Raw genomic sequence first — 18798 nt, forward strand, 5'->3', positions numbered from 1 at the left:
ACGGGCCATTGCCCACGGCACCGGTCTCACCGTCTCGTCACGGCGGCCGGCCACGTGCGGGGTCAGCGGGCGTATTCCTGGAGGCGCCCGGCCACGGTCGGTGGGTGGGTCTTGCCGGGCTTGCCGTACTGGATGGGCGGCTTTTCAGAGTTTGTGGACGCCGAGCCGATCGACGACGCGTGTCATCGCCTCGATCGCGTCGGGATCGTACGCGGTGCCGGCGGCCAGCCGCAGCCGCTCGAGTGCCGCACCCCCGCGATCGCGATCAGCGGAGCCGCCGACCAGGTCATCGTAGGCGTTGGCCGCCTTGATGATCCGGCTGGACAGCGGCGGGTCCTCGGAGATCTGGTCGCACTGACGGCGGACCAGCTCGGCCACCCGGTCGAGCACGCCCGTCTGCTTGATCACCTCGGCCCCCAGCTCGGCGATGCGGCGCGCCTGGGCGGGATCGGCGAGCACGGTCGCGCCACCCGGGATGGGATCGCTCAGGGACAGCTGGCCGATGTCGTGCATGAGCGCGGCGTATTCGAGCTCCAGCAGCTCCGGCTCCGCCATGCCCAGCTCCCTGCCGACCGCCACGGACAGGCGGCTCACCCGGCGCGAGTGGCCGGGCTCGACGTAGCCGCCGACCTCCGTGACCCGTGACAGGGCTCGTACGGTCTGCAGGTAGGTGGCGCGGATCCCGGCGTACTTGCGGAAGGCCACCTGCGTGACCAGCAGCGGCGCAGCGAAGACCAGCAGCGCCACCAGGTCCATACTGTGGGTGGCCAGCGCGAGCAGCACGCCGGACGCGGCCACGGCGGCGCCGAGCGGGAAGGCCATGTTGATCTCGTCGCGCACGGCCACCCTGAAGGCGGTGCGCACCTGTTCGGCCCTGAGCAGGGCCGCGATCAGCACGTCGATCAGCAGGGTGAGCGTGATGAGCGTGACCATGACGCCGAGCGCGGGCCACCACGTCGGCGGGTCCTGCCGGGTGAGCTGGTAAAGAGGGTCGGCGAGCGGCCGGAAGGCGAAGGCGAGCAGCGCCCCGGTCAGCAGGCGGCGCGCCATGGCGTCGAGGCGTGGCGGGCGGCCGACCGCCAGGTGCGGCAGCGCGCCCGCGATCATGCCGACCGCGATCACGGCCACCACCTGGAGCGCGGTGTGGCGCAGCTGGTTGTCGCTGAGGTCGAGCAGCAGCGTGTAGCCGAGCGCGGCGGCGGCGCCGATGGGCGCGACCTCCCTGTTGCCCGGCATGGTGAGCCGGGCCAGCTCGCCGACCGCGATCAGCGCGCCGAACCCGATCGCGATCTCGGGCCGGTCGAGCCCCACGGCCGACGTGTGCGCGACGCCCGCCACGGCTACCAGCCCTGCCCCGCAGATGAGCAGCAGTTGCCCGGAGTCGAGGCTCTGCAAGGCACGCGTCAAGGCCCGCTCACCACTTCGATCGGCCTGGTCGGGTCGTCATGGTCCTTGATCGGCGTCTCGGTCGCCTCGGGTGGCGGCGGCTCGACGCGGCGCGGCGGCTGCCACGGTTCGCGTTCGAGCGCCCTGGAGAAGGCCGCCACCATGACCGGGTCGAACTGACGGCCCGCGTTCTTGCGCAGCTCTTCGACGGCCACCTCGACCGAGCGCGCGTGGCGGTAGGAGCGGTCGGACGTCATCGAGTCGAACGCGTCGGCCACCGCGATGATCCGGGCGAACTCGGGGATCTCGTCGGCCGCGAGCCCCATCGGGTAGCCCTTGCCGTCGTGGCGCTCGTGGTGGTGCATGATCCCGGCGTACGCCTCGTCGAGGAAGTCGATGCCGCGGACGATCTCCAGCCCGCGCATCGGATGGAGCTGGATCGCGGCGAACTCCTCCTCGGTCAGCGGCCCCTCCTTCTGCAGCACCTTGGTCGGCACGCCGAGCTTGCCCACGTCGTGCAGCATGCCCGCGTAGCGGATGGCGCGCAGCCGCTCCAGGCCCATGCCGATCTCCTGGGCGATCATCGAGGAGGCGAGCGAGACACGGGTGCAGTGGCCCCGGGTGTAGTAGTCCTTCGTCTCGACCGCCTGGCAGAGCGCGGCGATCGTGGCGTCGTAGGAGCGCTGCTGCGCGTGATACTGGCCGAACGCCCAGCGGGCGACGAACAGCGGCAGCAGCACCAGCACCGCCGAGATCGACTGCACGGTCGCCCAGAGCCCCGCCACCAGCAGCCCGAACGTGCCGTAGCCAAGATAGGACAGCAGGAACTGCACCATGCCCCGCAGCGGCACCTCCATGGCCCGCACCCGGGTCGCCAGCCGGATCATGGTCAGCGTGAGCATGATGTTGAGCGGCACGAACACGCCCGTGGCCGCCGCGTAGGGGCCGATGAGGTCGTCGAAGACGTTGACCCCCGGCACCCCTGAGATGCCGCCCAGCCCCTGGTAGACCCAGCCGGCCGCGTAACCGCAGATCGCGAACTGCGCCCCGTTGAACAGCCGCTTGATCAACGGCAGGCCGGGACGCACGCTGAAGACCGCTGTGAACCCCACCAGAGCGGCCCCTTCTGGACCGATCAGGACGACAGCGGCCAGAGCGGCTGAGAAGCTCACGGACACCGCGAACTGCTCCACGTTCAGCAACGTCGGCATCGACTCGCAGACCAGGAACAGCAACGCGAGCACCAGCAGGATGCCCAGATCGCCGGGTGCCACCAGCCGCCCGGAAGTGATCACGCTACGTCCGATGAGGATGGTCGCCGCGCCGATGACGGCGATGAGGTAGACCTTCGCAGGCCACGGCAGATCACGCATTGCGGCCCCCTTGGGTGCTCAGGTCCAGGACACCCCGGTCGGCAGGGCCCCGCCCCCGCTCATCAACAGTGTCATCACAGGAGTGATCAGCACCGCGGCCGCGATCAGCCGGGCGATCATAGCCTTCAGCATCTACTCGCCTCCACGCCGACTCTCTACGTCGACTCCTGTGGGTCACGCTACAGAAGGCGCGGTCAGCGCAGGGCCGGAGTTGAGAATCGCAAGCAAAGCGTAATCAATCCACTACCTGGGGCGACGAACGGCCCATTCGACGGTGTTCTTCAGCCCGGTCGCCAGGTCGGTACGCGGCAGCCAGCCGAGCCCGTCGCAGGCCGGCACCGGGTCGACCGCCATGGCCGGCAGGTCACCCACGCGCGGCGGCGCGAACCCGGGCTTGTCCTGCGCGTTCGCCGCGTCGGCGATCAGCGAGTGCAGCTTGCGGTCGGTGGTCTGGATGCCGGTGCCGAGGTTGAACCTGCGCCCGTTGCCGTCGGCCCCGCAGGCCTTGACGAAGCCGTCGACCACGTCCTCGACGTAGACGTAGTCGCGGGTCTGCGTGCCGTCGCCGTAGAGCACCGTGGGCGTGCCGCCGATCAGGCCGTCGGTGAAGATGGCCACCACTCCGGCCTCGCCTTCGGGCGACTGGCGCGGGCCGTAGACGTTGGACAGCACGAGGGTGGTGTACTCGATGCCGTACAGCGCGCGGAATGTGGCGAGATAGGTCTCGCCGCTCAGCTTGGAGGCCGCGTACGGCGAGCGCGGGTCGGTGGCGGCGTCGCCGGGCACCGGGATCGTGACGGGCCGGCCGTAGACGGCGACGGAGGAGGCGAACACCACCTTGCGGGTGTTGCCCTCGCGCGCGGCGGTCAGAACCGAGGCGGTGCCCTGGACGTTGACACTCGCGTCGTGGACCGGGTCGGCGACGCTCTTGCGGACGCTGATCTGCGCGGCGAGGTGGCAGATGACCTCGGGCCGCAGCTCGGCGGCCAGCGCGATCACGGCTGGATCGCGGACGTCCAGCTCATGCAGGCGGAAGCGGTCGTGTGTGGCCGCATCGGCCAGGTTGTCCCTGCGGCCGGACGAGAAGTCGTCCACGACCGCGACGTCGTGCCCCTCCGCCAGCAGACGGTCGACGAGATTCGATCCGATGAATCCGGCACCCCCGGTGACAAGCACGCGCATGGGTGAATCTTAGTCGGACAGCTCCGACCTCACCTGCGCGATGCGGGCCAGCACCTTGGAGCGCAGGTCGCCGGGGACCGGGTCACAGCCGCAGTGCTTGGCCACGAGCGCCTTGATCGCCTTGTCGAGGTCGTACTCCTTCAGACAGGGGCTGCACTCCTCGAGGTGCACGCGGATCTCCACCACGTCGCCCTCGGTCAGCTCCCCGTCGAGGTAGGAGTAGACCTTGTCCAGCACTTCACGGCAGTCGGTGTCGTGCGGGTTGCCACAGCTCATTTCGATCCCTCCGCCGGGACCAGGCCACGCTCGCGAGCATAGTCCTCGAGAAGTCCACGGAGCTGCCTGCGACCGCGGTGCAGCCTGGACATCACGGTACCGATCGGGGTCCCCATGATGTCGGCGATCTCTTTATACGGGAAGCCCTCGACGTCGGCCAGGTAGACCGCGATCCTGAACTCCTCGGGCAGAACCGCCAGGGCCTGCTTGATATCACCGTCGGGGAGGTGTTCGAGCGCCTCGACCTCGGCCGACTTCAGGCCGCTCGACGTGTGCGACTCAGCGCGGGCGAGCTGCCAGTCCTCGATCTCCTCGGTGCCCGACTGCTTGGGCTCGCGCTGCTTCTTGCGGTAGCTGTTGATGAAGGTGTTCGTCAGGATCCGGTAGAGCCAGGCCTTGAGGTTCGTACCTTCCTGGAACTGGTGGAACGACGCGAACGCCTTGGCGAAGGTCTCCTGTAGCAGGTCCTCCGCGTCCGCTGGGTTCCGGGTCATCCGGAGCGCCGCGGAGTAGAGCTGCTCGAGGTAAGGCATGGCTTCGCGCTCGAACCGCTCACTTCGCTGTTCCAGAGTCTCCGCGCCTGTCGCGGGCACCGGACCCACCCCCCTAAGATCACCGGTGGCCGACTGTGGCGGTACACCGTATTCAGGGGAGAATACCCGCTCGTCACGGACTGGTCCGTCACTGGGGAGGGGTTCGAGCAATGTGAGCATGCACGTCGCAACACGCCCGCGCCCGCGTCTGTTCCCGCAAGATAGAAGGTGACGAACAACCCGGTGCGGGGATAAAGATACGTACCGGCTGGTAGCCATTTTCCCGGACCCAGGAGTCGCGTGTGCTGCCCATTCCGGCCGAGGAACTGAACGGCTCTGGGACGCTCGGGCCGTACTGGACCTTCTACCGCGCCGTTGTCGCCGAGCAGCTGACCCGGTGGCTCCCCGACAAACCCTCCGTCGTACTCGACCTGTCCGGCGGCCGGGGACGCTGGTCCGGGCAGGCCGCCAGGGCCGGCCATCGGGTGATCGAGCTGGTCGACTTCCGCCGCACCGCCTCGCTGGCCTCTTCGCTGGCCGCTCCGCTGACGGCCGACCCGCAGGCGCGGCTGCGCGACGCCGGGCGCGTGCGCCACGTACGCGCCGACGACCTGACGTTCCTGCCCGACGAGAGCGTGGACGCGGTGGTCGCCGAGGAACGCGCCATGTCGATCGAGCTCATGGCCGAATCGGCGATGGACGACGTGGCCCGGGTGCTGCGGCCCGGCGGGCGGGCGCTGGTCTGCGTCGACTCCCTGGTGCTGGGCATGGCGATCCTGGCCGAGCAGGAGCAGTGGCAGCACCTGCGGCAGACGGGCGAGGTCATGCTGGTGCCGTGGCCCGACGGCAGCATCACCCGCTGCTTCAGCAGCGGGCAGCTACGCGAGCTGCTGACCGGCGCCGGACTGGAGGTGGAGTGGGTACGACCGCGGACCGTGCTGTCGCCCTCCACCGTCGACCACGTACTGGGCTCCGACGCCAGGGCACTGGCCTGGCTGGTGCGCACCGAGCTCGACGCGCACCCTGACGACGACGACACGGTCGGCATCCACCTCGTGGCCAGCGTCCGCAAGACCTGATCGGCTCCTGGGCCGGGCTGTACAGCCGACGCCCGCGAGACCTGACCCGGATGTCGCTAGCGGCGGCGCTCCCGCTTGCCCTGGCACTGCACGCACCGCGCGGCCTCCGGGCGGGCCTCCAGCCGGCCCTCCGGCACCGGCTGGGCGCAGTCGACGCACATCCCGTACGTGCCTTCGTCCAGGCGTTTGAGCGCGTCGATCACCGTCCTGCGCTGCGTGGTGGCCACGGTCAGCATGGCCTGGGCGCGGTCGGCGTCGCTCAGGTCGGACCCCGCGTCGGCCGCGGAATACTCGCGGATCCCGACGGGGTCGCCCTGCAGCACCCCGATCGATCGGTCCAGGTCCGCGAGAATCTTCTCCAGCCGCTCACGAGCGGTCGTGTCGTCCACGAATCCGCACCTCCGGGTAGGAAGGGGGGCAAGCCGCAGCGGGACTCCCCGGAAGTCCAACCCGGCGCGTTGGGGGCATGTGTGGCGGTGACTCCGGGTGAACGGATGCATCGCTTTCCTCACCAGATGCCCACTTAGCGTGACTCTTACACCTTTAGCGGAGAGCGGTTTCCTCCCCTGGTGGCAGGGGTTTGATGAGGTCTGGACCGTTGTTCCGCACATTGTTGACATCTGTGGAAACGGCCACCGCCGTGAGCCGCCCGGCGTCGGCGGGCACCAGCAGTCCCGAGGCCTGTTCGGGGTCGGTGAGCTTGGGGTCGAGCCACTCCGCCCAGCGCTCCGGCTCGATCATCATCGGCATCCGGTCGTGGATGCGGCCCAGCTCGTCCTCGGCGTCGGTGGTGATGACCGTGCAGGTCACCAGCCACTTGAGCGGATCGTCGTCGTCGCGCGACTTGTCCTTCCAGAACTCGTACAGGCCCGCCATAGCCAGCACTCCACCGTCCTCCGGGTGGATGAAGTACGGCTGTTTCTTCTTCTTGTCGCCCTCGACCGGCATCCACTCGAAGTAGCCGTCGGCCGGCAGCAGGCACCTGCGCTTGGCGAACGCCTGGCGGAAGGACGGCTTCTCGGCCACCGTCTCGATCCTGGCGTTGATCATCCGCGACCCGACCGACGGGTCCTTCGCCCAGGCCGGCACCAGCCCCCACCTGACGATCCGCAGTTGCCGCACGGCCCGCTCGGCCTCCTTGGGCACCCGGCTGAGGACGGCGTAGACGTTCTTGGTGGGCGCGACGTTGTAGTCGGGCCCGAGCTCCTGGTCGGGGTCACCGTCGAGCTCGACCTGGAACTCCTCCAGCAGCTCGTGCTTCTTGCGCGCCGACGCGTATCTCCCGCACATGTCCCCACACTGCCATGTACGGCCTGCGACCGCATGCCCGCCCGTCCGGCGTCGGCACCCGTAAAATTCACCGGCGCCAGTAAGCTTTGACCCATGCCCGCACCGCACTGGCCCGCACCCACCGCGACCGCTCCCGTGGTCGCGTCGATCCGCCTGCCCGGCTCCAAGTCCGTGACCAACCGCGCGCTGCTCCTCGCCGCTCTGGCCGACGGTCCCGGCGTGGTGCGCCAGGCACTCCGCAGCCGCGACGCGGACCTGATGGTGGCGGCACTGCGTGCCCTGGGCGCCGGCCTGACGCCGGCGAACGAGACCACGGCCGCCGTCGACTGGCAGGTGACTCCCGGCCCGATCCGTGGCGGCGCGAGCATCGACGCGGGCCTGGCGGGCACCGTCATGCGCTTCGTACCACCGATGGCCGCCCTGGCCGACGGCCCGGTCTCCTTCGACGGCGACCCGCACGCCCGCAAGCGTCCCATGGGTCCCATCCTCGACGCCCTGCGCGCCCTGGGCGCCCGCGTCGACAACGACGCCCTGCCGTTCACCGTCCACGGTCCCCTCGCGGGCGGCGAGGTCACGCTCGACGCGTCGGGGTCCTCGCAGTTCGTCTCGGGGCTGCTGCTCACGGCGGCGCGCTTCGAGAAGGGCATCACGATCCGCCACGTCGGCCCGCCCGTGCCGTCGCAGCCGCACATCGAGATGACGATCCAGATGCTCAGGGCGGCCGGGGTCACGGTCGACGACGGCGAGCGCGACATCTGGCGGGTCGAGCCGGGACCGATCGCCGCCATGGACATGTCCGTCGAGCCCGACCTGTCCAACGCGGCGCCGTTCCTGGGCGCGGCTCTGGTCACGGGCGGCACTGTCACCATCCCCGGCTGGCCGTACGCGACCACGCAACCGGGCGACGCCCTCCGCCACCTGCTCACCTCGATGGGCGCCACGGTCCAGCTGACCCCCGCGCCGCACGAGGCGACTGGTGACGCCGGTTCCCTGACCGTGACCGGCACCGGCCGGATCGAGGGCATCGACGCCGACCTGCGCGCGGTGGGCGAGCTGACGCCGACGATCGCCGCGCTGGCCGTGCTGGCGAGCTCGCCGTCCCGGATCCGGGGCGTGGCGCACCTGCGCGGTCACGAGACCGATCGCCTGGCCGCCCTGGTCACCGAGATCACCCGGCTGGGCGGCGACGCGGAGGAGACCGACGACGGCCTGATCATCCGCCCCCGACCCCTGCACGGCGGCGTCTTCCACAGCTACGACGACCACCGCATGGCCACGGCCGGGGCGGTCATCGGGCTGGCGGTCCCGGATGTCGAGGTGGAGAACATCGCGACGACGGCCAAAACGCTCCCGGAGTTCGTCCAGATGTGGACGAACATGCTGGGCGAGCAATGACCACCCATATCCGGTCCTGGTACAACCGACTGAGCGTCCGGACGGAGCCGCGTGCCCGAGCAGGTGGCCCGGCGATCGGCATGGTGGGGTGGATGTGTGGGCACAACCGCCCCGTGAGCCGACGCGGTGGGGCAGCGTACGGACAGGACGGCGCCACTGACCGCCACGGTGGGTGGGCCGCGCACAGCAGGAACGATCGCATGGGGGTAGACCGCTGAGAAAGCGGGAGTACGACGAGGACGACGTACGGATCAGGCCGAGCAAGGGCTCACGGCCGCGGACCCGTATTCGGCCTGCGCATGAGGACGCCGTAGAGGGGTTCGTGGTCGCCGTGGACCGGGGCCGCTACACCACGCTGGTCGAGCCGGAGCGCGCCAAGGGATCGGCCCAGAAGCGCAAGCAGCCCGAACGCCGCATGGTCACCGCGATGAAGGCGCGCGAGCTCGGCCGCAAGGGCATCGTCGTCGGCGACCGCGTGGCCCTGGTGGGCGACGTCTCGGGCCGCCCCGACGCCCTGGCCAGGGTCGTACGAGTCGAGCCACGCACGTCGATGCTGCGCCGTTCGGCCGACGACGTCGAGGACACCGACGGCATCGAACGCCCCGTGGTGGCCAACGCCGACCAACTGGTCATCGTGACCGCGCTCGCCGACCCGCCACCCCGGCCGCGCATGATCGACCGGATCCTGGTGGCCGCGTTCGACGCCGAGATCGACACGCTCCTCTGCCTCACCAAGTCGGACCTCGGGCGACCTGACGACCTGGTGGCGATGTACGAGCCGCTCGGGGTGTCGCACGTCGTCGTGCACAAGGGCGGCTCGCTGGACGCACTCCGCGACCACCTCACCGGCCGCCTCAGCGTCATGGTCGGCCACTCGGGCGTCGGCAAGTCGACCCTGGTCAACGCCCTCGTCCCGGCCGCCAATCGGGCGGTCTCCCAGGTCAACGCCGTCACCGGCCGCGGCCGCCACACCTCGACCTCAGCCGTGGCCCTCGAGCTCCCGGAGGGCGGCTGGATCATCGACACTCCCGGCGTACGCAGCTTCGGCCTGGCCCACGTGTCGGTCGAAACGGTCCTGGCCTCCTTCCCCGACCTCATCGAAGGCACGATCACCTGCCCGAAGGGGTGCACACACCTGGACGCCGACTGCGCGCTGGACGCGTGGGTGGCGGCGGGCCACGCCGAGCCCGCCCGTTTGGAATCCCTCCGCCGCCTGCTCTCCAGCCGAGAAGGCGACTCTCCCGATCTTTGATTTCTTTGTTACGGCCAGCCCGGTGGGCCCCACCCGCCATACATGGCTGGGCCCTGTCCAGGGGCACGCTCCTCCGGTGATGCGGGGCTGGGCGCCGTGACGTGCGTCCTCTTGGCCATGTCCGTGGTCGGCCGCGCCCGGGGCCTGCCAGGAAGTAGGTCTGCCCCGACCTCTACGAAAAAACAGTCATGCGGCAGCGGACGGGACTTACCAGAAATGCAGGACCGCTCGACTGATGTTCGGGAGGTAAGTCACGGTAGCGTGGCTCTTCGTGCAGGGTTATAACGATGATCTACGTCTGGCGCACGTCATGGCGGACCACGCCGACGACCTGACCATGCGGAGGTTCAAGGCGGTCGATCTCAAGGTCGACACCAAGCCGGACCTCACGCCGGTCAGCGATGCCGACCGTGCCGTCGAGGAGGCCATTCGCGGCACCCTCCGGCGAGCCCGGCCGCGGGACGCGGTCGTGGGCGAGGAGTTCGGCAAGACGGGCTGGGGTGCCAGATCGTGGATCATCGACCCGATCGACGGCACCAAGAACTACGTGCGCGGCGTCCCCGTGTGGGCGACGCTGATCGCGCTGATGGAGTACGGCGAGGTCAAGGTGGGCCTGGTGTCCGCCCCGGCCCTGGGCAAGCGCTGGTGGGCGGCCACCGAGGGCGGCGCCTGGACCGGCAAGAGCCTGACCAAGGCGACCCGGATGCGCGTCTCGTCGGTGGCCGGTCTGGAGGACGCGTCGTTCTCCTACTCCAGCTTCGGCGGCTGGGAGAAGATGGGCCGGCTCGACAACTTCCTCGACCTGGGGCGGGCCTGCTGGCGTACCCGGGCCTATGGCGATTTCTGGTCGCACATGATGGTCGCGGAGGGTTCGGTGGAGGTGTCGGCCGAGCCGGAGTTGTCGCCGTGGGACATGGCGGCGCTCACCGTGATCGTCGAGGAGGCGGGCGGCAAGTGGACGGACCTCGCGGGCGTGCCCGGCCTGGAGGGCGGCAGCCTGGTCTGCACCAACGGCATCCTGCATGACGAGGTCCTCAGACGCCTGAACGGCTCCTAGAGAGGCCTCTGAGCGGCTCATAGAGCCAGTACTCGGGCGACGGCGTCCAGCAAGCTGTCGCGATATGTCCCTCCAAAGAGCACCACATGGACGAGCAGCGGGTGCAGTTGGTGCAGCGGCACCCGCCCCCGCCACCCGTCCGCGAGCGGCGCCTCCTCCTGGTAGGCCCCCAGGATCCGGTCGAGATAGGGCGCCCCGAACAACGCCAGCATCGCCAGGTCCGTCTCCCGATGCCCGCCGTGCGCGGCCGGGTCGATGAGCACCCCGCGACCGTCCGACCAGAGCACGTTCCCGTTCCACAGGTCGCCGTGGATGCGCGCCGGCGGCTCCTGCGGCCCCGCCACCTCGCCGAACCGCGCCACTGCCCGCTCGATGAGAGTCACGTCCCGCGCGGGTAGCCGCGCCTGCCGTACGAAGGGAAGCACCCGGCGGGTGGCGTAGAAGGCCGGCCAGTCGTCGGCAGGCGAGTTGTCCATCGGCAGGTCGGCGATGAAGCCCGGCCAGGGGGCGCCGAAGGCGGGCGCGCCGGCGCGGTGCAGCCGCGCGAGGTCGCGCCCGAACCGCTCGGCGGCCGCCGCGGTCGGCGACGAGGTGTCCACCCACGACAGTACGAGCCGATCCTGGGCGACCTCGATCACCTCCGGCACGGCGATGACCTCGCCCAGCCACCGCAGCCCGTCCGCCTCGGAAGTGAACACCGGAGAAACGGTTCCGGTCTTCGCGAACACCACACGCCCGTCGTCGAGCACGCCCCGCTGCAGCCGCCAGCCGTGGGAGGCCCCGAGGTCCTCAGTCGATCTCATCGGCGATGTGCTTCGCGACGCCTTCGGAGGCGGCCTCGACCAGGCGCAGCACCTCTTCAAAGCCCTCGGGCCCGCCGTAGTAGGGATCGGGCACCTCGGCCCTGTCCCGCGCGGCGGGGTCGAACGAGCGGAACAGCCGCACCTCCTCACCGCCGGGCGCGATCCGCCGCAGGAACGACAGGTTGTCCCGGTCCATGGCCAGCACCAGGTCGTAGCGGTCGAACCAGCCGGAGGTGAACTGTCTGGCCCGGTGGGCGGAGCCGTCGTAACCGTGCTCGGCCAGCGTCCGCAGAGCCCGTTCGTCCATGGGATCCCCGACGTGCCAGCCGCCGGTGCCCGCGCTGTCGACGGCCACTCGTTCATCAAGTCCGTGCTCGGCCAGTGTCCGCCTGAGCACCGTCTCGGCCATCGGCGAGCGGCAGATGTTCCCCATGCACACCAGGCATACGCGATAGGTCATAGCTCCCATCATGAGGGTGACCAGGCCCGTTCACCGTCCGTTCACCCTTGATAGGGGGATTGAGTCACTTTGGCTGCATAGCTTCGTGGCGACTAAGGACCAAGTGGGAGGAACCCAACCGTGAAGTATGCAGGCCGGCTCGCCGCCGTCGCCGTAGTCGGCGCGCTCTCGCTCGCTGCGTGCGGCACAGACAACAACAACGCCGGCGACGCCACCGCGTCCGCCGGTACCAGCAGCGCTGCGGGTAACGACAATGGTCTGAGCGGCACGATCAACGCCGCCGGATCCTCGGCCCAGGCCAACGCGATCGACCAGTGGAAGAAGGACTTCCAGAGCAAGAACCCCGGGGCCAGCCTGAACTACCAGCCCAGCGGTTCCGGCGCCGGTGTCCAGGCGTTCATCCAGGGCACGGTCGCCTTCGCGGGTTCCGACTCGGCCCTCAAGGACGACAAGGGCGAGCCCGCCCAGGCCGACGCCCGGTGCAAGACCGGCAAGGCCATCAACATCCCGATGGTGACCGGCCCGATCGCGGTCGTCTACAACCTGCCCGGCGTGGACGGTCTGCAGCTCTCGCCCAAGACGCTCGGCGGCATCTTCAGCAGCAAGATCACCAAGTGGGACGACGCGGCCATCAAGGCCGACAACCCGCAGGCCAAGCTGCCTTCGACACCGATCCAGGCATTCCACCGGGCTGACGAGTCCGGCACCAGCGACAACTTCACCAAGTTCCTCAAGGCGACGGCCGAATGGCCGTACGAGCCGGCCAAGGCGTGGCCCGCCGAGGCCAAGGGCCAGGGCGCGAAGGGCTCCGACGGAATCGCCTCCTCGGTGAAGGGCGCCGAGGGCGCGATCAGCTACGTCGAGATGTCGTTCGCCGACAACTCCCAGCTCCAGAAGGCCAAGGTCGCCAACGGCGCGGGCGAGTTCGTCGAGCTGAACAGCGACAGCGCGGCCAAGACGATCGAGACCGCGGAGGTCAAGGGCACCGGCAACGACCTCAAGCTCGGCATCGACTACGCCACCAAGACCGCGGGCGCCTACCCGATCGTCCTGGTGACCTACGAGATCACGTGTGAGAAGGGTCTGCCCGCCGACCAGGTGAAGCTGGTCAAGGCCTTCCTCACCTACACCGCCAGCGACGAGGGCCAGGCCGCGCTGAAGGACCTGGGCTACGCCCCGCTCGCGGGCGATCTGCTCACCAAGGTCCGCACCGCCGTCGAGGCGATCTCCTAACAACCGATGACGACCAAAGTTCGTACCCGTGACGGCGGACCGGCCGTGAGCCGGCCCGCCTCGCGGCGCAGCCATGGTGAAGGGCCCTTCCGCTACGCCGCCACCGGCGCGGGCATCATCCTGCTGGGGATCATGGCGGCCATCGCCGTCTTTCTCATCAGCGAGGCGATCCCCGCCCTGCAGGCGAACAAGGGTCACTTCTTCTCCGAGCTGGTCTGGGACCCGAACGGCAGCCAGGTCTTCGGCATCGCCGCCCTGGCGTTCGGCACCGTGCTCAGCTCGGCCCTCGCGCTCGTCATCGCGACTCCCATCGCGGTCGGCGTGGCGCTCTTCATCTCCCACTACGCGCCCCGCCGCCTGGCCGGGCCGCTCGGCTACCTGATCGACCTGCTCGCCGCCGTACCCAGCGTGGTGTACGGCCTGTGGGGCGTGACCTTCCTGGTGCCGCTGCTCAAGACGCCGTCACAGTGGCTCAACGAGAACCTGGGCTGGTTCCCGCTGTTCGCCGGCGAGGGCGCGATCGGCGGCAAGACCATGATCGCCGGATCCATCGTCCTGGCGATCATGATCCTGCCGATCATCGCGGCCATCTCCCGCGAGGTGTTCCTCCAGGCCCCCAAGATGAACGAGGAGGCGGCGCTCGCGCTCGGCGCCACCCGCTGGGAAATGATCAGGATGGCCGTGCTGCCGTTCGGTCGCCCCGGCGTCATCAGCGCCGCGATGCTCGGCCTCGGCCGGGCGATGGGCGAGACCATCGCGGTCGCGCTGATCTTCCCCGCCACCTTCGACATCACCTTCGAGATCCTCACCCCGCACGCCAACAGCATCGCGGCCAACATCGCCAACGGCTTCGGTGAGGCCACCCCGATCGGCAGGGGCGCGCTGATCGCCTCCGGCCTGGTGCTGTTCGTCATCACCCTGCTCGTCAACATAGCCGCCCGCATGATCATCAACCGCCGCAAGGAGTATGCGAGGGCCGGCGCATGACCACGATCCAACACATCTCGACCAGCCGCCGCATCAAGGACCGCGTGGTCCAGGGGCTGGTCTACCTGGCGTTCGCGGCTGCCGTGGTACCGCTCGTATCCGTGCTCTGGCTGGTGATCAAGAACGGCCTGGCGCGCTTCGACCTGGACTTCCTCACCCACTCGATGCGCAACATCGGCGCCCGCGACGTGGGCGGCGGTGCTTACCACGCGATCATCGGCACGCTGGAACAGGTCCTGATCGCCTCGCTCATCTCCGTCCCCATCGGGTTGCTGACCGCGATCTACCTGGTCGAGTACAGCCACGGCGGCCGGTTGAGCCGGGCCATCAGCTTCTTCGTGGACGTCATGACCGGCGTCCCCTCCGTCGTCGCGGGCCTGTTCATCCTGGCGTTCTGGGTCCTGTTCCTGGGCCAGCCGTTCTCCGGGTTCGCCGGGGCGCTGTCACTGTCGATCCTGATGATGCCGACCGTGGTCAGATCGGCCGAGGAGATGCTCCGCCTGGTCCCGAACGACCTGCGCGAAGCCTCGTACGCGCTGGGCGTGGCCAAGTGGCGCACGATCATGAAGGTCGTCCTGCCGACCGCGCTGACCGGCATCATCACCGGCGTCATGCTGGCCGTGGCCAGAGTCGCCGGCGAGACCGCGCCGTTGCTGCTCACCGTGTTCTTCACCGACTCCATCAACAACGACCCGTTCAGCGGGCCGCAGATGGGGCTCCCTCTCTTCGTCTTCGACCAGGCGGGCCGTCCCAACGCCACCGCCGTGGATCGAGCCTGGACCGGAGCCCTCACGCTCATCCTGATCGTCATGCTGCTCAACCTGGTGGCGCGCCTGATCGCCCGGTGGCGCTCACCCGCCAAAGGCCGATAAGGGGTAAAGCCACTATGTCCAAGCAGATCCAGGTCTCCGGCCTCGACGCCTACTACGGCGGGCACAAGGCCATCGAAGACGTCTCGATGACCATCGAGCCGCGGTCGATCACGGCGTTCATCGGCCCCTCGGGGTGCGGCAAGTCGACGTTCCTGCGCACCCTCAACCGCATGCACGAGGTCATCCCCGGCGCACGCGTCGAGGGCAAGGTCCTGCTCGACGGCGAGGACCTGTACGCCGCCACCGTCGAGCCGGTCTCCGTACGCCGGATGATCGGCATGGTCTTCCAGCGCCCCAACCCGTTCCCGACGATGTCGATCTATGAGAACGTGGCCGCCGGGATCCGGCTCAACGGCCGCGTGGCCAAGTCGGAGCTGGACGGCGTCGTCGAGACGTCGCTGAAGGGCGCCAACCTCTGGAACGAGGTCAAGGACCGCCTCAACAAGCCCGGCGCGGGCCTGTCGGGCGGCCAGCAGCAGCGGCTCTGCATCGCCAGAGCCATCGCGGTCCAGCCGCAGGTGCTGCTGATGGACGAGCCCTGCTCCGCGCTCGACCCGATCTCCACGCTGGCCATCGAGGACCTGATGGCCAAGCTCAAGGACGACTACACGATCGTGATCGTCACCCACAACATGCAGCAGGCCGCCCGGGTCAGCGACCGGACCGCCTTCTTCAACCTCACCGCGCAAGGCAAGCCCGGCAAGGTCGTCGAGATGGACGAGACCTCGCGCATGTTCACCAACCCCACCGAGAAGGCAACCGAGGACTACATCACCGGGCGCTTCGGCTGATGATCCACCAGCAGGCGGCATCAACTGTGAACGGGGACACGAGAACGAAGCCCATCCTGCTCATCGCAGACCCTGACGACGGGGTCGTGGAGGCCGTGGCCACCGCCCTCGAACGCGAGGGCGTGTCGGTCACCGGCGTCCCCGACGGAGCCCAGGGGCTGATCCAGGCCGGGGCACTGCAGCCTGACGTGGTCCTCGTGTCGGCCACACTGCCGGTCATCGGCGCCGTCGACTTCGTCCGCGCGGTACGGCTCTCGCGGACCGTGCCCGTCCTGCTCGGCGTTGGCGAGGGGCACGCCGAGCAAGCCGTACAGGCACTCGCCGCCGGCGCTGTGGCCTGCGTGGCCAGGCCGTACCGGGTGCCGGAATTATTGCCGTTCATCCACGCGGCCTCCCCAGACGGGCACAAGGTGCTGGTCGTGGGCGGCGTCGAGCTCGACGCGCAGGCCTACCAGGTACGCGTGGAGGGGCGGATCGTGCACCTGCCGTTGCGCGAGTTCGAGCTGCTGCAGTACCTGATGAGTAACGCGAACCGTACGGTCACGCGCGAGCAGATCATGCGGCACGTGTGGCACACGGGGTCCAGCACCTCGACGAACACGATCGCGGTGCACGTCAAACGGCTGCGGGCCCGGCTGGGCGACGACGAGGACACGCTGATCCAGACGGTACGCGGCGTGGGCTACCGGCTGGTCACACCCGGCACCTCCGGCCCTGTGTGACCTGTTCGGTCAGCTACGGCACGACCGGAACGACTTCATGATCCGCTCGGTCACGCCCTCGACGGTCGCGATGCCCTGTCCGGTGTCGGCGTTGTTCTCGGTCAGTACGGCCACCGCGTAGTCGTGGCTGTGGCCGCGGATGAGGCCGACGCTGACGATGGCCCAGCGCTTGGTGGCCACGCGCTTCAGCCAGCCGTTCTTCAACGCGACCCGGTCGCCCTTGCACCTGGCGGCGCTCACGCCCCAGTCCTGGCCGTCGACCACTGTGCCCATCAGCCTGAGCACCCGCGCACGGTCCTTGGCCCGGAGCGGGCTCTTGACCGACACGAGGGCCTTCATCAGGCGCACCTGGTCTTCGGCCGAGGTTCTGGTGATGCCCCAGCAGTACAGATCGACGCAGTCACCCGGAACACCCTGAGTGTGCCGTAGACCGTACTTCTTGCCCGCCTTCGTGAACCCGGCGGCCCCGCCGATGCGCAGCCAGAACCGGTCGGCGGCGTGGTTGTCGCTGTAGCGGATCATGAGGTCGGCATCGTGCCTGGTGGCCTTCGAGAGCTTGTGCCAGGGGGTCTTGAGAAGAAGCGCCATGAGGATCTGCACTTTGGCGGTGCTCGCGGTGATCATGCGTTCGTTGCGGCGATAGCGGTAGAGGCGGCCGGTGGTGAGATCTTTGACCATGGCCGTAACGGACCCCGGACGACCGGCCAGGTAGCGATCGAGACGCTTAGTGATCTTCTTGGCCTCGATCGGCGGATCCGGCTTGGACTTCTTCGGAGGTTTCACCGGCGCCGGGGCTTCGACCATGGCCTCCTGCTGGGGCAGGATCGCCGCTCGCTGGTGGAGCACGACGGGGCGCTGGACCGGCTCTCGCTCGGGAAGCGGCCAGAGCGCCAAGGCCACCAGGAGGAGACCCGCCACGACCACGCGGGAGTATCCCCCGACGCCTCGCCCCGCGACCATCCGTGAATTATCACGAATAGTGGTGATATGACGCTAGTGGCCAGTGGTGACCAGTTCGGCGATCGAGTCGCCGTCACAGGTGTCACCCGTGGCGGCGTAAGCCCCGTCACAGACGTCACCCCGGGCGGCGGTAGCGCCGTCACAGAACAGGCGTCACCCCGGGCGGCGTATGCGCCGTCGCAGAGAGCACCCAGACGGAGGTGCTGCTCAGCCTGCCGGACGTACCGGCGGTCGGATCGTGGCCACCGGCATCGTCGGCGAGTTGTCCAGCCTCGGCCCGCGCCCCGCGAACGGCCTCCGCTGGAGGAGCTTTCGTGGCCGACCGGGATGCCAGACGGCCGACCACGATGCGCACACACACGGATCGGCCTGACCGAGCTCGCCCGCCTGCTGGGCGTGGCCAGGCGACGGTATAGGTGCGAGTGGAGAAACCGCCCGCGGCGTGATCGAGGACTTCGGTACAGGTGCGAAAGGAGAAACCGACCGCCTGCGGCGTGATCGAGGACTTCGGTGGCAGCCATCCGGGTCAGTGTGGCCGAGCCGCGGCGATTGGCTGAGGTCAGGAATTGGCTGAGGTCAGGAGTCCGGGTCGGGGTCTTCGAGGGTCGGGATCGCCGGGGAGAGCAGCGAGTCGGTGTGCCGGCTCAGCCGGCCGCGTACGAGCCGGTAGACGCGGAACTCGTTCGGGTGAGTGCCTCCGTCGTCCCAGAGGTGGAGCAGCCCGTAGGAGCCGGGCGCGATCTGGCCGATCCGCTGGAACAGGTCAAGGAGGGTGTCGGCCCAGCCGCTGTTGTGGTTGGGATGGCCGGCGACATGCAGGAATGGGACGCCGTTCAGCCAGCGCAGATCGATCAGGCCGTAGTCGGGAATCTGGGCCAGGTAGGCGCGGATCTCCTCCACCTGCCGTTCCAGCAGGCTGTCGTACTCGTCCTCGACGCCGGCCGTCTCGCGAATGGTCACCCACCCGTGGTACTCCATCGTCGCCGTCCCTCTCTGCCGGAGGTCCTGAAACGCAGAAAAGGGCCCCACGCGTAAGCGTGGAGCCCTTCCCCAACCAAAGATTGTCCGGCGGTGACCTACTCTCCCACACCCTCCCGAGTGCAGTACCATCGGCGCTGAGAAGCTTAACTTCCGGGTTCGGAATGTA

At 69.0% G+C, this 18798-nt stretch carries 20 protein-coding genes and 1 rRNA gene; 9 read left to right on the forward strand and 12 right to left on the reverse strand.

The window, feature by feature from the left end; genetic code table 11:
• Positions 1-144 precede the first annotated feature (144 nt).
• The 5 genes from AB0F17_RS36505 to AB0F17_RS36525 all read right to left on the reverse strand — a co-directional run bounded on the left by AB0F17_RS36505 (position 145) and on the right by AB0F17_RS36525 (position 4810).
• Entirely contained in the window at positions 145-1407 is a 1263-nt protein-coding gene (locus AB0F17_RS36505) for an HD domain-containing phosphohydrolase (protein ID WP_358032258.1), read from the reverse strand.
• A complete protein-coding gene (locus tag AB0F17_RS36510) occupies positions 1404-2759 on the reverse strand; it encodes an HD-GYP domain-containing protein (RefSeq protein WP_358032261.1) in 1356 nt (451 codons plus the stop codon). The genes AB0F17_RS36505 and AB0F17_RS36510 overlap by 4 nt, the downstream gene beginning before the upstream one ends.
• Positions 2760-3002: 243 nt before the next feature.
• Positions 3003-3941, reverse strand: a complete 939-nt coding sequence (locus tag AB0F17_RS36515; RefSeq protein WP_358032263.1) for an NAD-dependent epimerase/dehydratase family protein — start codon at positions 3939-3941, stop codon at positions 3003-3005.
• Positions 3942-3950: 9 nt separating this feature from the next.
• Positions 3951-4217, reverse strand: coding sequence for a mycothiol system anti-sigma-R factor (gene rsrA / locus AB0F17_RS36520; protein ID WP_214640169.1), 267 nt, complete (start codon positions 4215-4217; stop codon positions 3951-3953).
• Positions 4214-4810: a sigma-70 family RNA polymerase sigma factor gene (locus tag AB0F17_RS36525; RefSeq protein WP_225301832.1), complete on the reverse strand. Its 597-nt coding sequence runs from the start codon at positions 4808-4810 to the stop codon at positions 4214-4216. The genes rsrA and AB0F17_RS36525 overlap by 4 nt, the downstream gene beginning before the upstream one ends.
• 242 nt (positions 4811-5052) lie before the next feature.
• On the opposite strand from AB0F17_RS36525, the gene AB0F17_RS36530 reads away from it, so the two are divergent.
• Positions 5053-5829: a methyltransferase domain-containing protein gene (locus tag AB0F17_RS36530; RefSeq protein ID WP_358032266.1), complete on the forward strand. Its 777-nt coding sequence runs from the start codon at positions 5053-5055 to the stop codon at positions 5827-5829.
• 56 nt (positions 5830-5885) lie between these two features.
• Here AB0F17_RS36530 and AB0F17_RS36535 read toward each other — a convergent pair whose 3' ends face one another.
• Together AB0F17_RS36535 and AB0F17_RS36540 are read right to left on the reverse strand one after the other, a co-directional pair.
• On the reverse strand, positions 5886-6218 hold the full coding sequence (locus AB0F17_RS36535) for a TraR/DksA C4-type zinc finger protein (protein ID WP_358032269.1): 333 nt from the start codon (positions 6216-6218) through the stop codon (positions 5886-5888).
• A gap of 154 nt (positions 6219-6372) precedes the next feature.
• Complete coding sequence (locus AB0F17_RS36540; protein WP_358032272.1) at positions 6373-7119, reverse strand: SOS response-associated peptidase; 747 nt, start codon at positions 7117-7119, stop codon at positions 6373-6375.
• Positions 7120-7212: 93 nt separating this feature from the next.
• Between AB0F17_RS36540 and aroA the strand changes: the two genes are divergently transcribed.
• The 3 genes from aroA (at position 7213) to hisN (ending at position 10823) form a co-directional block, all read left to right on the forward strand.
• The gene (gene aroA, locus AB0F17_RS36545; RefSeq protein WP_358032276.1) at positions 7213-8514 is read left to right on the forward strand and encodes a 3-phosphoshikimate 1-carboxyvinyltransferase; all 1302 of its coding nucleotides are present in this window, start codon (positions 7213-7215) and stop codon (positions 8512-8514) included.
• 214 nt (positions 8515-8728) lie between these two features.
• Positions 8729-9766: a ribosome small subunit-dependent GTPase A gene (gene rsgA, locus AB0F17_RS36550; RefSeq protein WP_358032331.1), complete on the forward strand. Its 1038-nt coding sequence runs from the start codon at positions 8729-8731 to the stop codon at positions 9764-9766.
• A gap of 271 nt (positions 9767-10037) precedes the next feature.
• The gene (gene hisN / locus AB0F17_RS36555) at positions 10038-10823 is read left to right on the forward strand and encodes a histidinol-phosphatase (RefSeq protein ID WP_358032279.1); all 786 of its coding nucleotides are present in this window, start codon (positions 10038-10040) and stop codon (positions 10821-10823) included.
• Positions 10824-10840: 17 nt separating this feature from the next.
• Here hisN and AB0F17_RS36560 read toward each other — a convergent pair whose 3' ends face one another.
• Together AB0F17_RS36560 and AB0F17_RS36565 are read right to left on the reverse strand one after the other, a co-directional pair.
• Positions 10841-11626, reverse strand: a complete 786-nt coding sequence (locus tag AB0F17_RS36560; RefSeq protein WP_358032283.1) for a fructosamine kinase family protein — start codon at positions 11624-11626, stop codon at positions 10841-10843.
• Positions 11613-12086, reverse strand: coding sequence for a low molecular weight protein-tyrosine-phosphatase (locus AB0F17_RS36565; protein ID WP_358032286.1), 474 nt, complete (start codon positions 12084-12086; stop codon positions 11613-11615). The genes AB0F17_RS36560 and AB0F17_RS36565 overlap by 14 nt, the downstream gene beginning before the upstream one ends.
• Before the next feature lie 120 nt (positions 12087-12206).
• Here AB0F17_RS36565 and pstS point away from each other — a divergent pair, with 120 nt between their 5' ends.
• Genes pstS through AB0F17_RS36590 form a run of 5 tightly spaced genes read left to right on the forward strand, consistent with a single transcriptional unit; the run spans position 12207 to position 16691 of the window.
• Positions 12207-13319 (forward strand): phosphate ABC transporter substrate-binding protein PstS, encoded by a 1113-nt coding sequence (gene pstS, locus AB0F17_RS36570; RefSeq protein ID WP_358032289.1) that lies wholly within the window; start codon positions 12207-12209, stop codon positions 13317-13319.
• Positions 13320-13325: 6 nt separating this feature from the next.
• Positions 13326-14306, forward strand: a complete 981-nt coding sequence (pstC, locus tag AB0F17_RS36575; protein ID WP_358032292.1) for a phosphate ABC transporter permease subunit PstC — start codon at positions 13326-13328, stop codon at positions 14304-14306.
• Complete coding sequence (gene pstA / locus AB0F17_RS36580) at positions 14303-15178, forward strand: phosphate ABC transporter permease PstA (RefSeq protein ID WP_358032295.1); 876 nt, start codon at positions 14303-14305, stop codon at positions 15176-15178. Before pstC ends, pstA begins: the two co-directional genes overlap by 4 nt.
• Positions 15179-15192: 14 nt before the next feature.
• The gene (gene pstB, locus AB0F17_RS36585; RefSeq protein ID WP_358032298.1) at positions 15193-15969 is read left to right on the forward strand and encodes a phosphate ABC transporter ATP-binding protein PstB; all 777 of its coding nucleotides are present in this window, start codon (positions 15193-15195) and stop codon (positions 15967-15969) included.
• 26 nt (positions 15970-15995) lie between these two features.
• Positions 15996-16691, forward strand: a complete 696-nt coding sequence (locus AB0F17_RS36590) for a response regulator transcription factor (protein ID WP_358032300.1) — start codon at positions 15996-15998, stop codon at positions 16689-16691.
• A gap of 9 nt (positions 16692-16700) precedes the next feature.
• On the opposite strand, the gene AB0F17_RS36595 is transcribed toward AB0F17_RS36590, so the two are convergent.
• The 3 genes from AB0F17_RS36595 to rrf form a co-directional block, all read right to left on the reverse strand.
• A complete protein-coding gene (locus AB0F17_RS36595; RefSeq protein ID WP_358032303.1) occupies positions 16701-17651 on the reverse strand; it encodes a serine hydrolase in 951 nt (316 codons plus the stop codon).
• A 576-nt stretch (positions 17652-18227) separates the two neighbouring features.
• Complete coding sequence (locus AB0F17_RS36600) at positions 18228-18629, reverse strand: Imm7 family immunity protein (RefSeq protein ID WP_358032306.1); 402 nt, start codon at positions 18627-18629, stop codon at positions 18228-18230.
• An 85-nt stretch (positions 18630-18714) separates the two neighbouring features.
• Positions 18715-18798 (reverse strand): 5S ribosomal RNA (rrf, locus tag AB0F17_RS36605); the annotation flags it as partial.

Source organism: Nonomuraea sp. NPDC026600 (genome assembly GCF_040638335.1).
GTDB lineage: Bacteria > Actinomycetota > Actinomycetes > Streptosporangiales > Streptosporangiaceae > Nonomuraea.

Excerpts from the sequence above, each read along its gene's own strand:
- AB0F17_RS36540 (WP_358032272.1), bottom strand. The coding sequence starts at position 7,119 with ATGTGCGGGAGATACGCGTCGGCGCGCAAGAAGCACGAGCTGCTGGAG.
- pstA (WP_358032295.1), top strand. The coding sequence starts at position 14,303 with ATGACCACGATCCAACACATCTCGACCAGCCGCCGCATCAAGGACCGC.
- AB0F17_RS36595 (WP_358032303.1), bottom strand. The coding sequence starts at position 17,651 with ATGGTCGCGGGGCGAGGCGTCGGGGGATACTCCCGCGTGGTCGTGGCG.
- AB0F17_RS36565 (WP_358032286.1), bottom strand. The coding sequence starts at position 12,086 with ATGACCTATCGCGTATGCCTGGTGTGCATGGGGAACATCTGCCGCTCG.
- aroA (WP_358032276.1), top strand. The coding sequence starts at position 7,213 with ATGCCCGCACCGCACTGGCCCGCACCCACCGCGACCGCTCCCGTGGTC.
- pstB (WP_358032298.1), top strand. The coding sequence starts at position 15,193 with ATGTCCAAGCAGATCCAGGTCTCCGGCCTCGACGCCTACTACGGCGGG.
- AB0F17_RS36510 (WP_358032261.1), bottom strand. The coding sequence starts at position 2,759 with ATGCGTGATCTGCCGTGGCCTGCGAAGGTCTACCTCATCGCCGTCATC.
- AB0F17_RS36515 (WP_358032263.1), bottom strand. The coding sequence starts at position 3,941 with ATGCGCGTGCTTGTCACCGGGGGTGCCGGATTCATCGGATCGAATCTC.
- AB0F17_RS36560 (WP_358032283.1), bottom strand. The coding sequence starts at position 11,626 with ATGAGATCGACTGAGGACCTCGGGGCCTCCCACGGCTGGCGGCTGCAG.
- pstC (WP_358032292.1), top strand. The coding sequence starts at position 13,326 with ATGACGACCAAAGTTCGTACCCGTGACGGCGGACCGGCCGTGAGCCGG.
- AB0F17_RS36600 (WP_358032306.1), bottom strand. The coding sequence starts at position 18,629 with ATGGAGTACCACGGGTGGGTGACCATTCGCGAGACGGCCGGCGTCGAG.
- rsrA (WP_214640169.1), bottom strand. The coding sequence starts at position 4,217 with ATGAGCTGTGGCAACCCGCACGACACCGACTGCCGTGAAGTGCTGGAC.